Source organism: Gammaproteobacteria bacterium (assembly GCA_016705365.1).
Classification (GTDB): Bacteria; Pseudomonadota; Gammaproteobacteria; order Pseudomonadales; family UBA5518; genus UBA5518.
This window is the reverse complement of sequence record JADIYI010000008.1, coordinates 1540034-1558172: the sequence shown is the minus strand read 5'-3', so window position 1 is coordinate 1558172 and position 18139 is coordinate 1540034. Positions and strand designations below refer to the sequence as shown.

Annotated in this window: 13 protein-coding genes; 5 read left to right on the top strand and 8 right to left on the bottom strand. The window is 61.7% G+C overall.

All coding sequences use genetic code 11. The annotated features are described in order from the left end of the window. Positions 1 to 47: 47 nt before the first annotated feature. Entirely contained in the window at positions 48 to 1841 is a 1794-nt protein-coding gene (gene ggt, locus IPF49_14780) for a gamma-glutamyltransferase (GenBank protein MBK6288871.1), read from the top strand. Here ggt and IPF49_14775 read toward each other — a convergent pair. Both IPF49_14775 and rraA read right to left on the bottom strand, forming a co-directional pair. Further along, positions 1817 to 2950, bottom strand: a complete 1134-nt coding sequence (locus IPF49_14775) for a cupin domain-containing protein (protein ID MBK6288870.1) — start codon at positions 2948 to 2950, stop codon at positions 1817 to 1819. The genes ggt and IPF49_14775 overlap by 25 nt on opposite strands. 19 nt (positions 2951 to 2969) lie before the next feature. Further along, a complete protein-coding gene (gene rraA / locus IPF49_14770) occupies positions 2970 to 3458 on the bottom strand; it encodes a ribonuclease E activity regulator RraA (GenBank protein MBK6288869.1) in 489 nt (162 codons plus the stop codon). A gap of 121 nt (positions 3459 to 3579) precedes the next feature. Here rraA and IPF49_14765 point away from each other — a divergent pair, with 121 nt between their 5' ends. Continuing rightward, complete coding sequence (locus IPF49_14765; protein MBK6288868.1) at positions 3580 to 4812, top strand: beta-lactamase family protein; 1233 nt, start codon at positions 3580 to 3582, stop codon at positions 4810 to 4812. 52 nt (positions 4813 to 4864) lie between these two features. On the opposite strand, the gene aceA is transcribed toward IPF49_14765, so the two are convergent. Continuing rightward, positions 4865 to 6187 (bottom strand): isocitrate lyase, encoded by a 1323-nt coding sequence (gene aceA / locus IPF49_14760; GenBank protein MBK6288867.1) that lies wholly within the window; start codon positions 6185 to 6187, stop codon positions 4865 to 4867. A gap of 144 nt (positions 6188 to 6331) precedes the next feature. On the opposite strand from aceA, the gene IPF49_14755 reads away from it, so the two are divergent. After that, the gene (locus IPF49_14755; protein MBK6288866.1) at positions 6332 to 7312 is read left to right on the top strand and encodes a LysR family transcriptional regulator; all 981 of its coding nucleotides are present in this window, start codon (positions 6332 to 6334) and stop codon (positions 7310 to 7312) included. 97 nt (positions 7313 to 7409) lie between these two features. After that, positions 7410 to 9581, top strand: a complete 2172-nt coding sequence (locus tag IPF49_14750) for a malate synthase G (protein MBK6288865.1) — start codon at positions 7410 to 7412, stop codon at positions 9579 to 9581. Between the two features lie 6 nt (positions 9582 to 9587). Here the strand turns inward: IPF49_14750 and aceK are convergent, their stop codons facing one another. Continuing rightward, positions 9588 to 11366: a bifunctional isocitrate dehydrogenase kinase/phosphatase gene (gene aceK, locus IPF49_14745; GenBank protein MBK6288864.1), complete on the bottom strand. Its 1779-nt coding sequence runs from the start codon at positions 11364 to 11366 to the stop codon at positions 9588 to 9590. 22 nt (positions 11367 to 11388) lie between these two features. Further along, entirely contained in the window at positions 11389 to 13818 is a 2430-nt protein-coding gene (locus IPF49_14740) for a TonB-dependent receptor (protein MBK6288863.1), read from the bottom strand. A gap of 130 nt (positions 13819 to 13948) precedes the next feature. Between IPF49_14740 and IPF49_14735 the strand changes: the two genes are divergently transcribed. After that, on the top strand, positions 13949 to 14620 hold the full coding sequence (locus tag IPF49_14735) for a class II aldolase/adducin family protein (protein MBK6288862.1): 672 nt from the start codon (positions 13949 to 13951) through the stop codon (positions 14618 to 14620). Between the two features lie 15 nt (positions 14621 to 14635). Here the strand turns inward: IPF49_14735 and IPF49_14730 are convergent, their stop codons facing one another. The 3 genes from IPF49_14730 to IPF49_14720 are packed head-to-tail and all read right to left on the bottom strand — an operon-like array spanning position 14636 to position 18014. Next, positions 14636 to 16168 (bottom strand): right-handed parallel beta-helix repeat-containing protein, encoded by a 1533-nt coding sequence (locus IPF49_14730; protein ID MBK6288861.1) that lies wholly within the window; start codon positions 16166 to 16168, stop codon positions 14636 to 14638. Beyond that, positions 16165 to 17391, bottom strand: coding sequence for a cytochrome-c peroxidase (locus tag IPF49_14725; GenBank protein MBK6288860.1), 1227 nt, complete (start codon positions 17389 to 17391; stop codon positions 16165 to 16167). The genes IPF49_14730 and IPF49_14725 overlap by 4 nt, the downstream gene beginning before the upstream one ends. An 8-nt stretch (positions 17392 to 17399) precedes the next feature. Further along, positions 17400 to 18014, bottom strand: coding sequence for a cytochrome c (locus IPF49_14720; protein ID MBK6288859.1), 615 nt, complete (start codon positions 18012 to 18014; stop codon positions 17400 to 17402). Positions 18015 to 18139 lie beyond the last annotated feature (125 nt).

Genomic DNA, 18139 nt, shown 5'->3' with positions numbered 1-18139 from the left:
CCACTTGCGCTAGAATCGCGAACACGCTCGTATTCGCGGAAATCCTCATGTCCCTGCTCCGGCGCATTGCCCCCGTCCTGCTCGCCCTGCAATTCGTTTTCGGGGTCGCGACAACACATGCCAGGGAAACCGCGCCGGTTGCCTGGCCGATCATTGGCTATGACGCGCGCTTCAACCCGACTCCCTCTCGCGAGGGCATGGTGGCCAGCAGCGAGGAAATCGCGAGTCGCGTCGGTGCCCGAATCCTTGCCGAGGGCGGCAACGCGATCGATGCCGCGGTCGCAACCGGATTTGCATTGGCGGTCACCTACCCGCAGGCAGGCAATATCGGCGGCGGCGGCTTCATGCTGCTGTACCTCGCCGGGGAAAAGCGCGCGATCGCCATCGATTACCGCGAAGTGGCGCCGCGCGCCGCGCGCCGCGACATGTTTCTTGGCGCCAATGGCGAGGTGGTCGAGAATCTTTCGCGTCTCAGTCACCTCGCATCGGGCGTGCCGGGTTCGGTGGCCGGCCTGCTCCATGCACAGGACCGTTACGGCCGACTCAGCCGCAAGCAGGTCATGGCCCCCGCCATCGAGCTCGCCGAAAAAGGCTTTCCGGTGAGCTTCGTGTTCGCCTCCACCCTGGCGAGCCCCTGGGGCCAGCGTCTGCTTGCCAACCCGGCGGCCAAGGCGTATCTGTTCAAGCCCGACGGCTCGAGCTACCAGCCCGCGGAGATGCTGCGTCAGGCCGACCTCGGATGGACGCTGCGCCAGATCGCCGAGCGAGGCGCCAAAGGCTTCTACGAAGGTCCTGTTGCGGATCGCCTGGTTGCGGAAATGGAGCGCGGTGGAGGGCTGATCACGCACGCCGACCTGAAAGACTACAAGGTGGTCGAGCGCGAACCGGTGCGCGGAACATTCCGCGGCTACGATATCGTCTCGATGCCACCCCCGTCCTCCGGTGGCGTGCACCTGGTGGAAATGCTGAATGTGCTGGACGGCTTTGCGCTGAAGGAGATGCAGCACAACAGCGCGGCGTATCTTCATGTGCTCGCCGAAACGATGAAATATGCCTATGCCGATCGCAGCAAGTATCTCGGCGATCCGGACTTTTTCGCGGTGCCGATTGCCGGGCTTACCAGCCCCGCGTACGCACGCAAGCTGCGCGGACTCATCGACCTGAAGCATGCAACGCCATCGGCGAAAATCGCGCCCGCCACCGGTTTTCCGCAGGAGAGCACCCAGACCACCCATTATTCCGTCGTGGACCGCGACGGCAATATGGTAGCCAACACCTACACGCTGAACTTCTCATTCGGCAGCGGCATCGCGGTACCGGGGGCAGGCTTCTTTCTGAACAACGAGATGGATGATTTCTCGGTCAAGCCCGGAGTGCCCAACGTGTTCGGTCTCGTTGGCGACGAGGCGAATGCGGTGGAGTCCTTGAAGCGCCCGTTGTCATCCATGACTCCGACGCTGGTGCTGCACGATGGTCAGCCGTTCCTGGCAACCGGCGCCCCGGGCGGGGCGCGCATCATCACCGTGGTGTTGCAGCTGATTCTCAACACCCTGGTGTTCGACATGAATATCGCGGATGCAACGGCACAGCCGCGAATCCACCACCAGTGGCTGCCCGACGAACTGGTACTCGAGCCGGGCATCAGCCCCGATACCGCCGCACTGCTGGAATCGATGGGTCATACGCTCAGTACCGGCGGAATTCTGCTCGGCAATTCGCAATCGATCATGCGGCGCAACGGCGCGCTGCTCGGCGTCAGCGATACCCGCCGTCCCGGAGGCGCCGTGGCTACCGTGGAAGAGATCCGCGCACTCGATCAGCCGCGCCGGCGCTGGCGATAGAGTGCTCCGCGCGCAGTGAGTGCATCGAGCAGCGTGCGCGCCGGTTTGCCGCGCAACAGCGGTAGCAGGCTTGCGGCATCGAGCACCATCGGCCCGCACAACAACCGGGCCAGGCGCTCCTCGCAAGGCCAGCAATCTCCGTCCACATAAAGCGTGCAGCGCGGGGCCGCGGTCCAGGCAAAGCGCGCCGCCGGGTTGCGCTGCAGGCAGCCATCCGCACGCAACCAGGCGCGCAGCTCGCCGCGCACACGCCTCGCCTGTGCATCGGACTCGGGATATTTCCGTTCCGTCATGAAACGGCCAAACCACTCGCGCACCAGGTCCGCATCATCCGCCACGCCACGCAACACCCGCTGCAGCTGACGCACCGCCTGTTCGGGAATCTCGCCGTCGGGAACCGGCTCCATGCCGGCATCCGTGTAGCGCAGCTCATCGGCACTGCGCGCCGCGGCCACCGTCGCGACTTCGCTGATGATCTCGGCATGACTCGGCGCCCTGAACCCCACCGACCAGGTCATGCACTCCCCTTCGGCAACGCCCCAATGCGCAACACCCGTCGGAATGTAGAGCATGTCTCCCGGTTCGAGCAGGTATTCCTCGTGCGTCTCGAAATGCCGGAGGATCCGCAGCTTGGCATCACTGAGGCATGGTGTGTGCTGGTCGCAGACCCCGCCGATACGCCAGCGCCGGCGTCCGCTTGCCTGGAACAGAAACACGTCATAGTGGTCGAAATGCGGGCCAACGCTGCCCTGGTCGCTCGCATAGCTGATCATGATGTCGTCAAAACGCCATGCCGGGAGGAATGCGAAGCGCTCGCGCAAGGCATGTACCTGCGGCACCCACTGGTCCACGGCCTGCACCAGCAGGCTCCAGTGCGAATCGGGCAGTCCCGCGAAATCCTTCTCGCTGAATGGTCCGTTGCGCAATTCCCACGGCACACGCCCGCCACGCGCCAGCACGATGCGCGATTCAACTTCGGGTTCGAGTGCCAGGCCCGCGAGCTCATCGGCTGACAACAGCGACTCGATCCCGGGCAGCGCACCCCGGACCAGCAACGGTTTGCGCTGCCAGTAATCGCGCAGGAAGCGCCGCGCATCGCGCTCGCGCAGCGGGTTCGGCGCCGCCCGTTCAGCGCTCACCGGCCAGCTCCCGATCCGCAACGATCACACCGTTGGCATCCGCGTAAAGAAAATGACCTGGAACGAACTCCACTCCGCCAAAACGCAGCGCAAGATCGCGCTCCCCCACACCCTTCTTGTCGGTCTTGAGCGGGATCGCCGCCAGCGCTTTCACACCGATATCCATGCCGGCAAGTGCTTCCACATCACGCACCGCGCCGAAGATCACCATTCCTTCCCAGCCGTTGGCCACCGCCTTGGCCGCCAATTGATCGCCGAGCAGCGAGCGACGCAGCGACCCGCCTCCATCGATCACCAGCACGCAACCCTTGCCGGATTCGGCTACCAGGTCGCGCACCCGCGAATTGTCCTCGTGGCATTTGATGGTGACGATGCGCCCCGCGAACCGCGCGCGCGCACCGAAATCGCGGAACAACGGCTCGGCCACCTGCACATGCCGAGGGAATTCGTCACAGAGATCGCAAATACTGATAGTCATCGGAAAACGGCTCCATCGGACGCGGTATCGAAACCCAAGATTATCACGCTGATACCTGTGCAGGGCGCGGCCCGGCGCGGATAATGCGCCCTGCCTGAGACAGACGCCAGAGGAGCAATGCATGTTCGACCCTTGCACGATCGGCGATCCGGTGGAGCTGGGACTGGATGCCGGGCTTCTGGCCCGCATACCCGAATTTTTCGAATCCTATCTCGAGCGCAAGGCGCTTTCCGGGTTTTCGGTGCTGGTCGCGCGCCAAGGCCAGGTGGCATATCGCGCAGAGCGCGGGGTGCTCGACTGGGACACGGGAAAATCGCTTGCCCGCGACACGATATTTCGCATCTATTCGATGAGCAAACCGGTCACCTCGGTCGCCCTGATGATGCTCTGCGAGCAGGGACTGATCCGGCTGGAACATGAAGTGAGCCGCTATATCCCGGAGTTTGCGGAGCTTCGGGTTTTCGATTCCGGAGATACACAGCGTTACCACACGCACCCGCCGGCGAGGCCGATGCGGGTGCACGATCTGCTGACGCATACCAGCGGCCTGACCTATTCGTTCATGAACCAGCACCCGGTGGACGCACTGTATCGCCGTGAACTCGGTGACACCCTCGCGCGCGGCGAGACACTGGAGCAATTCGTCAGTGCGCTCGCGCGCCTGCCGTTGCTGTACTCGCCTGGCGAACGCTGGAACTACTCGGTGGCGACCGATGTATGTGGCCGGCTGGTGGAGATCGTTTCGGGGCAGGCACTCGATGCGTTTTTCCGCGACCGGATATTCGAGCCCCTGGGCATGGCGGACACCGGGTTCACGGTTGCCGAGGAAAATATCGGGCGCTTTGCGAGTTGTTACGAAATAATTCCAGGCAGTTCGCGCATCCGCAAGCAGGACGATGCGGCAAGCAGCGTTTACCGCGGACCCTGCAGCTTTCTGTCCGGCGGAGCTGGCCTGCTTTCTACCACGGACGACTACCTTCGCTTTTGCCAGATGTTGCTGAGCGGGGGTACCCTGAATGGAGCACGGCTGTTGTCACCGGGCACGGTACGCTTCATGACCCTGAACCATCTGCCCGCCAACCGCACACTGGCCGAAATGGGAGATTCCCTGTTCAGCGAGGCACGGATGGACGGCTCTGGTTTCGGGCTTGGCTTTTCGGTGGTGATCGATCCGGTACGCGCCCTGGCGCCCGCCAGCGCGGGAAGCTTTTCCTGGGGCGGGATGGCATCGACCTATTTCTGGATCGATCCGGCAGAGGAATTGATCGGAATTTTCATGACTCAGCTGATGCCGTCTGGTAGCTACCCGTTGCGGCCGCAGCTGCAAACGCTGGTCTACGCCGCGCTCAACTGAAACCAGAGACAAAAAAGGGACCGCGCGGCCCCTTTCCCGGAGAACGGAGACCTCAGTGGCTGGAAACCACCTGGAACTGCTCTTCCTCGGTTGAACCGGTCAATGCGGTTACCGAAGAGGCACCACCCTGGATGCAGGTGGTTACCTGATCGAAATACCCGGTGCCCACTTCCTGCTGGTGGCTGACAAAGCTGTACCCGCGATCCGCTGCCGCGAATTCCTTTTCCTGCAGTTCGACGTACGAGGTCATGCCGTTGCGCGCATAGCCATAAGCGAGCTCGAACATGTTGTACCACATGCTGTGAATACCGGCGAGCGTGATGAACTGGTACTTGTATCCCATCGCGCCGAGTTCGCGCTGGAACCTGGCGATGGTTGCGTCGTCGAGGTTCTTTTTCCAGTTGAACGACGGCGAGCAGTTGTAGGCCAGCAACTGGTCGGGATACTGCTTGCGAATCGCCTCGGCGAATATGCGCGCCTCGTTCAGGTCCGGCTTGGCCGTCTCGCACCAGATCAGATCCGAATAGGGAGCATAGGCCAGGCCGCGGCTGATCGCCTGGTCCAGACCCGCGCGCACGTTGTAAAAGCCCTCTGCGGTGCGCTCACCGGTCACGAACGGCTTGTCATTGTCGTCGTGGTCGCTGGTCAGCAGCGTCGCGGCATTGGCATCGGTACGCGCCAGCACGATCGTCGGCGTGCCGCAGACATCCGCCGCAAGCCGCGCGGCAATCAGCTTCTGTACCGCTTCCTGGGTGGGTACCAGTACCTTGCCGCCCATGTGGCCGCACTTCTTGACGGATGCCAGCTGGTCCTCGAAGTGCACACCCGAGGCACCGGCCTCGATCATCGCCTTCATCAGTTCGAAGGCATTCAGCACCCCGCCAAAACCGGCTTCGGCGTCGGCCACGATCGGTGCGAAGTAATCGACGTACTTGGAATCGGTCGGTCCGACATGATTCGCCCACTGGATCTGGTCGGCGCGACGAAATGCATTGTTGATGCGATTGACCACCGCGGGCACCGAGTTCACCGGGTACAGCGACTGGTCGGGATACATGGTCTGGGCAGAATTGTTGTCCGCCGCAACCTGCCAGCCGGACAGGTAGATCGCCTTGACTCCGGCCTTGACCTGCTGCACCGCCTGCCCGCCGGTAAGGGCGCCGAGGCAGTTGATGTAATCCTCCTCGTGGATGTATTTCCAGAGTTTCTGCGCGCCGAGCTCGGCCAGCGTGTTCTGCGGTTGCAGCGAACCGCGCAGCTGTACCACTTCTGCCGCGGTATAGCCGCGTTTCACGCCTTTCCAGCGCGGATTTTCCGCCCAGTCCTTTTCGAGGAGGGTAATCTGCTCGGCACGTGAGGAAGTATGAATCGCCATGGGGAGGCTCCGTGGTGGTTTGCTGGAACAGGTTGGGGGCAGCAACAGCCTGTACAAGCTGTGCTGCATGCAAATCGTGGACAGAGTCTACCGAGAGTGGGATGATCTATCCAATTTATAGTTATTATCCTCGGCATTCTCCGGATGAATATAGAAAAAGTCGATCTCAACCTGCTGGTGTACCTCGATGTGCTGCTGCGCGAACGCAACGTCACCCGCGCCGCCAGCTATCTCGGCATTACGCAACCCGCGATGAGCAACGGGCTGCGACGCCTGCGAGACCTGTTCGATGACCCACTGCTGGTGCGCACCAGCGAGGGCATGACACCGACCGAGCGCGCCCTCGAACTGCAACCGGTGGTGCGCAGCGTGCTGGCGGCGGTGGAACGTGCCGTGCAACCCAAGAAGCCCTTCGAACCGGCTCCCGCTACCCGGGTATTTCGCATCATGGCCAGCGATTATGCCGAGGGCACGCTGATCCCCGCCGTGCTCGAGCGTCTGCGCGAGGAGGCGCCCGGCGTGGTGCTGGATATCATGACGCCGAGCGACGTCAGCTACCTGAACGTCGAGCAGGGAAAGGTCGACATGGTCATCAACCGCTTCGATTCGATGCCGCAATCCTTTCACCAGACCACGGTCTGGCAGGACAGCTTTTCCTGCCTGTTGAGCGTGGACAATCCGATCGTCGACGGCTTCGACCTCGAATCCTACCTCCAGGCGCAGCATGTCTGGGTCAGCAAGACCGGCATGGGTGTGGGTGTGGGTGTCGACCCGTCGGCGGGCCAGGACCTCGGCTGGGTGGACGAAGCGCTGGCGCGCATCGGTCGCAAGCGGCATATCACGGTATACACGCGCCACTACCAGGTGGCGGTGCGGCTCGCGGCGCAAAAACACCTGGTGGTCACGGTACCGAGCAAACTGGCACTGCAGATGCGTGACAACGCGCAGATCGCAATAAAGACCCCGCCATTCGAAATTCCACCGTTCGAGCTGAAAATGGCCTGGAGTCCGCTGCTGCAGCGCAATCCCGGCCACCAATGGATGCGGCGTCTCATCACCGAAGTCGCACAGACGCTGGATCGGGGCAGCAAGGCAACTCACCCGGCAGTCACATTCATGGAATGAATGACCAGAATAATCGTCATAGCCCTTTCATGAAGCGAGGGCTGGCATAGAATTCCCGGTTCGAGCCACGTTTCCATGCATTCAGGGCGGCATCAACATGTCAGATCGCATTCACGCACACGGGTTGCAGGTCGCCCGGGTTCTGCACCAACTGGTCGAAGATGAAATCATCCCGGGCACCGGACTGGAAGCCGATCGATTCTGGCGCGGACTTGCCGCGATAATCGCCGAGTTCAGCCCGCGCAACCGCGCATTGCTGCGGCGTCGTGACGAGTTGCAAGGTCATATCGATGCGTGGCATCGGGAAAACCGCGGAGCGGCTTTCGACCCGAACCGGTACCGCGAATTTCTCGAACGCATCGGGTACCTGCTGCCGGAAGGCGAGGATTTCGTTATCGCGACCATGAACGTCGATGCGGAGATCGCTTCCATCGCCGGACCGCAACTCGTTGTTCCGGTAATGAACGCACGCTATGCGCTGAATGCGGCCAATGCGCGCTGGGGCAGTCTCTATGATGCACTCTACGGCACTGACGCGATTCCCGAAACCGATGGCGCCGCGCGCGCCGGCGCCTACAATCCGGTTCGAGGCGCGCGCGTGATTGCCTTCGCGCGAAATTTTCTCGATGGCTGTGCCCCGCTTGCCGAGGGATCGTTCGTCGACGCGGCATCGTTTTCGGTGCGCAACGGCGCGTTGGTCGTGGCTCGCAGGAACGCCGGCGAGACCGGCCTGAAACAGCCGGCACAGTTTGCCGGCTACCGGGGCGCGGCCGAAGCGCCCAGTGCAATCGTGCTGCGCAACAACGGGTTGCACGCGGAAATACAGATCGACCGCGATCATCTCATCGGACGCGATGATGCCGCGGGCATCAAGGACGTGATACTCGAATCGGCCATGACCACCATCCAGGATTGCGAAGACTCGGTTGCCGCCGTGGATGCCGAGGACAAGGTGATCGTGTACCGCCACTGGCTGGGACTGATGAAAGGCGACCTGGTCGAGACCTTCGACAAGGGTGGTCGCAGCATGAACCGGACGTTGAATCCCGATCGCGAGTATCGCGATCCGCACGGCAGGGCATTTTCGCTGCCTGGTCGCAGCCTGATGCTGGTGCGCAATGTCGGGCACCTGATGTGCAGCGACGCGATTCTCGATCCCCACGGCGCCGAGGTCCCCGAGGGCATCATCGACGGCATGGTGACCGTGCTTGCGGCGATGCACGATCTGCAGCGCAGCGCGGGGCCACGCAACTCGCGCGCCGGCAGCGTCTACATCGTGAAACCGAAAATGCACGGACCGGACGAAGTCGCGTTCACCTGCGATCTGTTCAGCGCCATGGAAAGTGCACTCGGACTGGCGCACAACACCATCAAGATTGGCATCATGGACGAGGAACGGCGCACCACGCTGAACCTCAAGGAGTGCATTCGTGCGGCACGCGAACGCGTGATATTCATCAACACCGGCTTTCTCGACCGCACCGGCGACGAGATCCACACCAGCATGGAAGCCGGAGCGGTGGTGCGCAAGGAGGCGATGAAAAACGAGCAATGGATCCAGAGCTACGAGGACTGGAATGTCGACAACGGTCTCGCAGCCGGCTTCAGCGGGCGCGCCCAGATCGGCAAGGGAATGTGGGCAAAACCCGACGAAATGGCCCAGATGCTGCAAACAAAGATCGCGCATCCGATGGCCGGCGCCAATTGCGCCTGGGTGCCGTCACCAACGGCCGCGACGCTGCACGTCCTGCATTACCACCAGGTGAACGTGCTAGAGCGCCAGCGACAACTCGCAAAACGGGCCCATGCCCGGCGCGAGGCCATCCTCGAAATTCCGCTGCTGAAGGATCCGGCCACACTCGATGCACACGCGATCCAGCAGGAACTCGACAACAATGCGCAGGGAATTCTCGGCTACGTGGTGCGCTGGATCGAGCAAGGCATCGGCTGCTCGAAAGTACCCGATATCAACAACGTGGGGCTGATGGAAGATCGGGCAACGCTCAGGATATCGAGCCAGCACATCGCCAACTGGCTGCACCACGGCATTTGCACGGCGGAGCAGGTCACCGCAACGCTGCGCCGCATGGCGGCAGTGGTCGATGCGCAGAATGCCGGCGATCCGCTCTACCGGAACATGGCTCCGGACTTCGCCTCGAGCATCGCATTCCAGGCCGCCAGTGACCTGGTATTCAAGGGTCGCGAGCAGCCCAATGGATACACCGAACCCCTGCTGCACGCCCATCGCAGGGCTGCCAAGCGTCAATAAAGCCGTTCAGCCGTCGAACGAGAACTGGCTCTCTCCCGGTTTTTCCTCGCGCGGGAAGCGAAAGCGCCGGCGGTAGGGATAGGTGTCGAATATGTGCCCGCTGCGGATGGCATCCTGCAGGCGCTGCCAGTAGCGATAATCGTAGAGATCGGCATGCTGTGCCTCGAAGGCGGCGCGCGCCTGCGGGTTCCCGGAAAAAAACAGGCGGAACTCCTCCGGAAACACATCGTTCTCGGCTACCGAATACCACGGCGTTCCCGACATTTCCTCCTCATCGTTGCGCGGCGGCGGAATACGGCGGAAATTGCAGTCCGTGAGCGGACAGACCTCGTCATAATCGTAGAACACGACCCGGCCGTGACGCGTTACTCCGAAGTTCTTGAGCAACATGTCGCCCGGAAAGATATTGGCGGCCGCCATCTGCTTTATTGAATTGCCGTACTCGTCCATGGCATCGAAGATCTCTTCCTCGCCGGCATGGGCAAGATACAGGTTGAGCGGCTCCATGCGTCTCTCGACATAAACATGCCGGATGATGATCCACTTGTCGTCCATCCACAGCTTGGACGGTGCGACGCGCTGCAGTTCCGCGATCAGTTCCTCGCTGAAGCGGTTGCGGTAAAAAATGAAATTCGAATACTCCTGGGTATCCGCCATGCGTCCGGCGCGGTCCGCCCGCGACACAAACCGGTATTTCTCCCTGACGATCTCCTCGGTCACTTGTTTCGGTGGATCGAAGCGATCCTTGATGACCTTGAACACCACGCTGAAAGACGGCAGTGTGAACACCGTCATCACCATGCCCCTGATGCCGGGCGCGATCACGTACAGATCGTCGCTCGCTTTCATGTGCCGGATGATATCGCGGTAGAACTCGGTTTTGCCGTGCTTGTTGAAGCCAATGGAATTGTAGAGTTCGGCAATGCTTTTCTGCGGCATCAGCGAATGCAGGAAGCGCACCAGCCGCGACGGAATCGGCGCATCCGCCATGAAATACGAACGCGTGAAACTGAAGATGATGCTGGCGCCATCCTGGTCGAAAATCACGGTATCGACATAGACGGCACCGTTCTCGTTGTTCAGGCAGGGAAGAATGACCGGAAACTGCTTGCCGTCGCAGTGCACGCGCCCGACGAGATAGGCGGCCTTGTTGCGGTAGAAAACCGATTCCAGCATCTCGATCCGCAGCTCGCGCAGAGGACAGTCGAGCGTCGGCAGCAGGTGCTCCTGCAACGCGGTCACGATATGGCTGATGTCGCGTCGCCTGTTTTCCCAGGGCACGGAGAATGCGAAGTCATCGAGGATGCGCCCGACCAGATCCACCAGGCCTTGCCCGAGCTCGTAACGGACGTAGATGCTGTATTCCGGAAGCGGCTTGTTCTCGAGCGGGCGCGAAGGCAGCACGAAGATGAAGCGGTCGTGGATATGCGCGTGCAGATGCACCGTGCAGTAGATGGAATTGAAAAAGGTTTCGGCAATCTCGTAGTTCGCATGATTGCTGACGAGTTGCGCGTAGGCGGCCCTGGACTCGTGCCACAGTTCGAGATTGCGCAGGTCCTGGCTGGTCACCTCGCGCACCTGACGGGCCATGTGGTTGACCTTGCTCTTGTAGCATTCGATACGCTCGATGCTGGCCCCGTGCACCCCCTGCCAGTTCGCGGTCTCGAAGCGCCGCTTGGCGCCGAGGGTAATGTTCTGGTACTCGGCGAAGTAGGCTTCGAAGCCGTTCAGTATGGTCCGCGCGATGCGGCGCGCGGCCGGCGATGGGACCGCCACCGGTTGCATGATTGCGCGCCTGCCTGCCGGCTTACCAGTTATAGCGGCCTTCCACACCCCAGGTCAGCGGATCCTCGATGCCGACAAAGGTGGTGCCGAATGCCGAGCGCGAGATCGTGCGCACCCCGTCTATCAGCTCCTGGTCGAGCAGGTTCCTGCCCCACAATGCCAGCTCGTAATGCCCGTCGTCGCTGGTCCACGCGACCCGCGCGTTGAGATTCTCGGTATCGTCGAGGTAGTTGGGGATGGCATGGAATTCATCGAGAAAATCCGGCGAACCGGTATCGACACCGTTTTCCTCGTAAACGTAGTCGACGTGCACCAGCAGCTCGCCCACCGGAACTTCCGGCGTCCAGTCCAGCTTCAGCGTATAGCTGGTGTTGGTGGTTCCGGACGAATCCTGCGACACCAGTTCGGCATTCGAGTTGTAGTACTGACCGGAGGTCGCTGACTCGTCACGCCAGCTGGTCAGGCCACCAAGCCGAAGCGTATCCGAGACCAGCCAGTCAAGCGTCAGCTCGACACCATCGATCTCGTTGTCGATATTGAGCACGGTCGGAAAGGAATTGGCCTCGCCCGGCTGGCGGGATTCGACCGTGGTCTGGCGCCCGTCCACCTCGAGCCGGAAGATCGCGAGTTGCATACGCAGCCTGCCGTCGATCAGATCGCCCTTCAACCCGAGCTCCACCATTTGCGATTCCTCCGGATCGATCGGCGCATCCGCGGTGCTTATCGTCAGCGAATCGAAACCGCCAGACTTGTAACCGGTGGAGTAACTGAGGTAGGTCATCAGGTCCTCGGTCAGCTGGTACTGCGCGACCGCGCGGCCAGTGGTCTGGCTCCAGCTGTCGCTCGCCTTCAGCGGCGTGGTATAGGCGGAGGCGTACTCCGGATCGAGAGTGAAGATCTGGTTTGACACGCCCGGGCGCAATGCTGCAAAACTCGTGGGCGGGAACAGCCAGCTGAATTCCTTTTCGTCCTCGCTGTAACGCAGGCCCGCGATCAGGTCGAGCCGCTCGTTGACGTGGTACTGCACGTCGCCGTAAATCCCCCAATTGGTGAAATCGCCCTTGTTCTGGATCGCTTCGGTCCACTCCACGCCAGCAAAGGACGGGCCGAAGATCATCGGCTGGCCGAGCGTGCCCGACAGCCAGTCGTACCATTGATCACCGCTTGCCGTGACCTCCGCGGGACTCACATTCTGCCCCAGCAACGCGAGGGCCGAGGAAAAATCATCCGGGTTCCACAAATGGTCATAGCTCAGCCCGAAATCGCTGTTCAGCTGATTTGTCACCAGCCGCGTGATGGAGTCGCCGAGCGCATCCGCGTAAGTACTCTGGTAGGTATTCTCCGAGCTGTAGTTGGCGCCGAACACCGCATCGAAACGCTCGTTGGCAAAATTGATCTGGAGTTCCGAATAGAAAATGTCTGAATCCTCGACGTTATTGGTATCCAGATAGCGGGTCGCATCCGCGGTGCCGTCTTCATCCTCGCGGTTGGTAGTGTCGTAATCCCGGTAGCTGGCGATCAGTTTTCCTGACCATTGATCGTTGAAGTCATGGAAAACCTTGCCGGTCACGCCATACATATCGCGCGTTTCTTCGCCGTGCCGCACATCGTTCTCGTAACGCCCGGCGAACGGGTCGCTGCTGTAGGCATAGGGGCTGACGCCGATCGCCATGGAGGGCGACTGATCGAACTTGTCCCAGTCGTATGCCAGCTGCAGGCGGGTGTCTTCAGTGACATCCCAGGCGGCGGCAATGCGCGCGGACTGGTTGTCCCGATCGGCAGCCTGCACCGATGAGGGGCCGATATTGTTGGATATTCCGTCGCGCTCGTTGCTGATCGCGTTGGCGCGCACGAAAAACGTATCCGTTACCGGGACATTCACCATGCCCTCGACACGAACCAGGTTGTAGTTGCCGAAACGGGTATTCACGAAGGCCTCGAACTCATCGGCCGGCGCACGCGGCACCAGGCTGATCACGCCCACCGCGGCATTGCGTCCGAACAGCGTTCCCTGCGGCCCCATCAGCACCTCGACGCGCTCCATATCGGCAAACGCCACCGTGGTCGCCGCCCGCGGCAGATACACCTCGTCATAGAACGTCGCCGCCGAGGGGTCGCCGCCGGTACTGATATTGGGGCTGGATATACCGCGCAGCGAATAGCTTTGCTGGGTGAACGTCTCGCCGCCGGCATCGAAACCCGGGATGTAATCGCCGATTTCCTGCAGCGTCATGGCCCCGGTATTGGCCATGTCCTTGGCGCTGAAGGTGCCGATCGCGACCGGCACATCGAGCGACGCCTGCTCGCGTTTCTGCGCAGTCACGACGATCTCTTCGAGTTCCAGCCGGGAGGATTTTTCCTGTGCCAGCAATGCGGGGGCATGGATACCCGCCACCACAATGGCACAAACAACACGCACTGCCCGGACCATCCGACGCTGTTCGGCCTTCATGTTATCCCCTTTCGTTCTTGCTGCTATTTGTTGCTGCTTCCCGGATCTTCCCTGCGCTGCACAGGAAGGATCCTCTCCCCCGCCTTGAGGATGGTAGCATCGCCCTTGGCAACGGTCAGCAGGCAACATTATGAACACGCAGGAATGCCGCAATTGCGCCCTGGAACTGGTTGCCTGCATGCGCAGCCTGGCAGGTTCCGGGCTGTCGCCGGGCAACTCCGGCAATGCCTCGGCAAGAGCGCCGCTCGGCATGCTGATCACGCCGAGCGGCATATCGCCCGCCGCCATGAACGAGCGGCAGATCGTGGGCATGACGCTCGAGGGCGAGGTAATCACGGGCGACGTTGCGCCGTCCAGCGAATGGCGCATGCACGCGGCAATCTATGTCGCGCGACCCGAGGCGGGCGCGATCGTGCATTGCCACTCCCGCCACGCGACCGCGCTGGCCTGCTGCGCGCGGGATATTCCCGCCTTCCACTACATGGTTGCAATCGCCGGAGGGGATTCGATTCGCTGCGCGCCTTATGCGCTGTTCGGCTCGGCGGGGCTTGCCGCGCACGCCGTCGATGCCCTGCACCAGCGCCGCGCCTGCCTGCTGGCAAACCACGGCCAGATCGCAATCGGCTCGACACTGGAGAATGCCCTGGCACTCGCCAGGGAAATCGAGGAACTCGCAGCCCAGTACCTGGCCACCCTGCTCATTGGCGGGCCGGTCGTGCTCGGGCAGGAAGAAATGAGCGAGGTGCTCGCACGGTTCAAAAACTACGGGCAGCCGCGGCCACCCGCACGCGAAAACACCTGAGCGAGCGTCGCCGCCCTACTTCTTGACCGACAGCATGTACTCGGCAACCGCCAGGCGGGTCTGCTCGTCGAGGTAGTCCTGCGGCGGCATCTCGGGATAATCGTCGCGCTTCCTGACCGGCTTGGCGATGTAATCCGCAATCCCCTGCGGGTTATCCATGTACATGGCCTGTATGACCTGCACTGCCGGCCCGACCATGCGCCCGGTATAGATATGGCAGCCGGAACAGATTCCCAGGTAGGCAATCTTGCCGCGATCCTCGAGGGCAATCTCGCGCGCCGGCACCGGTGGCAGCAGGTAAGTGATCTTGCTTGCCGTATTGGTGAAACCGCACTCGGCGAAATCGTCCACGCCGACCGTGGTGTAACGATGGCGGTTGACGATGCAACTGCCCTCGCTCGGTCCCACGCGCACGATATCGGGGTTGCCCTGTTTCAACTCGGTCAGCATCAGCGCCTTCACATCGGTGATGGTGTCATAGCCATTGTTCAGCATCACGTTGTCGAGTATCGCTACCCGATCCGGATTCGGGTCCGACTCCGGATCGACGGTCACATTGGCCGCATGCCCGTGGTCCGTGATCAGGATCCCGGCAGTCTTGTTGTCGGAAATGATATTGCCCTCGATCACCACATCGTCGGCAGCCATGACCAGGATGCCGGTACCGGCCGGTATGCCCGACACCGTCGAGCCCGGCGCACCGAAGTTCGGATGGTTGTTGCCGACGATGAAGTTGTGACGGATGATCACGTCGAACGTGGTCTTGATCGGCAGGCCCGGAGTGATGAACGTGAGTATCCCGCCGGTATTGTTGTGCACGTAATTGTCTTCGACGATGCCGTGGCGGCTGTTCTCGAATTCGATACCCGCCACACTGTCGAACACATCGTTATACGCAACGTGGACGTTATCGCTCATCCCCACGTAGATCGCCGCGTCCTCGATACCCGAGACCACATTGTGCTCGACGACGCCATTCTGCCCCAGCTGCGGGAAAATCCCGTAAACACCGGTATCGATGATCAGGTTGTTGCGGATTTCGAAATTGTTGCCCGCCTGGCCCATGATGCCATTGCCCTTGTACCCGGTGATCGTGAGATTCTCGACCACGAAGTTGTTTCCCGAGTACAGCACCGCATCGTTCAGCTTGCCCTCGCCATCGAGCACCGCACGCTTGCCCTTCTCGATCACCCCGATCAGGCGGATATCGTCCTTGTCGATATAAACGGTCTCGTGATAGGTACCCGGCATGATCCGGATCGTGGTGCCCGGTTCGGCGCGCTTCACCGCTTCCTGGATCGACTCGCCGTCCTTGACCACGATCACGACATCGGTAGCCGGCCCCGCTACCGCTTTTATGTTGCCACTGCTGATCGCCGCCGCGGCCTGCTCGGCCTGTTCACCCCCGGCGCTGAAGCCTCCCTCGTAGCTCTTGCCGCTGCTGCTCGAGGTGTACACCGGCGCCGGTCCCGCCGCGCCGCCGTAATACATGCCCGCCGCGAATCCGGCAACACCAAGCAGCACACCGGCGATGACTCCCTTGTTCATGAGGATTCTCCCTTATTGGATTTTGTTTCCCCTGCCACTGCCGGGGGTTGGCTGGTCGTATGGATCACCGGTTCGAGCCCCGAGGGAACGCGCGCCGGAATTGCGGGTTTGAAAGATTCGTCACTGAGCGTTTTCAGGAAATCCACGAGCAGATCGAGTTCATGTTCGCCCAGATTCGGCTCCCAGATATGCCAGTGCAGGTGCATCTCGACGCCAGCCGGCACCGCATGCCCCCGGCCACCGTTGTAAAACGCCACCGTATCGCGCAACGTCGCGAAACGTCCGGAGTGCATGTAGGGTGCTGTCGCATCGATATTGCGCAACGTCGGGACCTTGAATCCGCCTTTCAGCCGCGGTGTATTGAAGGTCTTTTCCGCACCCACGTCCAGTGCCCGGCCTTCCGGCTCGGGCGTACCGAGCACGGCGATCTGCTGGTTGGTGAACAAGGGTGGCGTATGACATTCCGCACAGCGCGCGACAAAGGAGCGGAATACGTTCATGCCTTCAATTTCGCGCTGGCTCAGCGCCTGGTGATAACCGAGCGCGTAGCGATCATAGCGACTGTTCAGCGAGATCAGCGAGGACTCGAAGGCAGCGAGCGCGCGATAGACCTGATCCAGCGTGATGGGCGCATCCGCAGCGCCGGCATATGCCGTCCGGAACAGCTCCACGTAGTCCGGACTGGCGTTCAGGCTGGCGAGCATCTGCTCCGGGTTGTTACCCATCTCGTGAGGAGAATACAGGGGGCCCTGCATTTGCTCCTCGAGCGTTTGCGCGCGTGCATCCCAGAATAAATGCTTGAGGAACGCGACATTCCACAAGGTCGGCGCCGCACGCCCCACATCCTCGCCATGAACTCCGATGGAGCGGGCACGCCCGTCGCTGAACCCCCGGTCAGGGTCGTGACAGCTGGCGCACGACATGCTGCCGTTCACGGAAAGCACCGGATCGAAAAACAGCAGCCGCCCGAGGTCGATCTGCTGCGGACTGAACCCGTCGCGGTGCGCAGGCAACCCGGTTTTTGTTCCCCCGACACCCTGGTCCAGCAACGAATCGTAAAACTGGTACATATTGCGCAATTCGCACACGCCAGCCGCGGTCTTTTCAAAACTTGGCGGACACTGCTCGCTCAGCCGGAACGAATCCGCCACGGCGGGCGCCGACACTGCCGTCCCGGAGGACAGCAGAAGCAAAACCCCGCAGACAGCCGGCAGCGACCACATCACGGCGGTCAGCGCGCCGCGCCTTGCGCATTGATGAACGCCAGCACATCGTCGAGGTCTTTCTCGCCCGGCAGGGTGGTGGACATCATCTTCATCTGCTTGCCAAAGCGATCTTCCGCGTGGCTGCCGCGCAAGCCCTGCTGGAAATTGAGGTACTGGCGCTTGAGATAGGCCACGTCCTGTCCCGCCAGGCGCGGTGCGAACAGCGCGGCATTCCCCTCCGCCTTGCCGCCATGACAGGCGCCGCACTTCGACTGGTAGTAGTTGTTGCCGTTGCGCAGATCGCCGCCGGCATCGCTGGCAGAGCTCATCGGCGCGAGCGCAGCCAAGTAGGCAGATACATCGGCAATTGCCTGCGTATCGGCCAGCACCGCCGCCATGCCGCGCATCTGCGCGCCGAGGGTATCGGCAGGATCGGCACCACGAACGCCGGCCTGGAAATGTGCCAGTTGACGTTCGATATAGGCCGCTTCCTGCCCCGCCAGGGCCGGCGCATTCATCGCCGCGATGCCTTCGGCCTGAACGCCATGACACGCGGCACAACTGGCGTAGAGGGCTTTGCCCGTCGCCGCGTCACCCGCGGCCCAAACCGGGGTCCCGCAAAGAACCGTGAATATCAGCATGCAGACAATACGTGTCATGGAACGGACCTCGGCAAGCCGGAAAGGCTCGCATGTTCTATCGGGAGTCGCGAAACCCGCTGACGGCAACCGCCATGCGTCTTCATCGGGTGCCATCCGGTGATGCA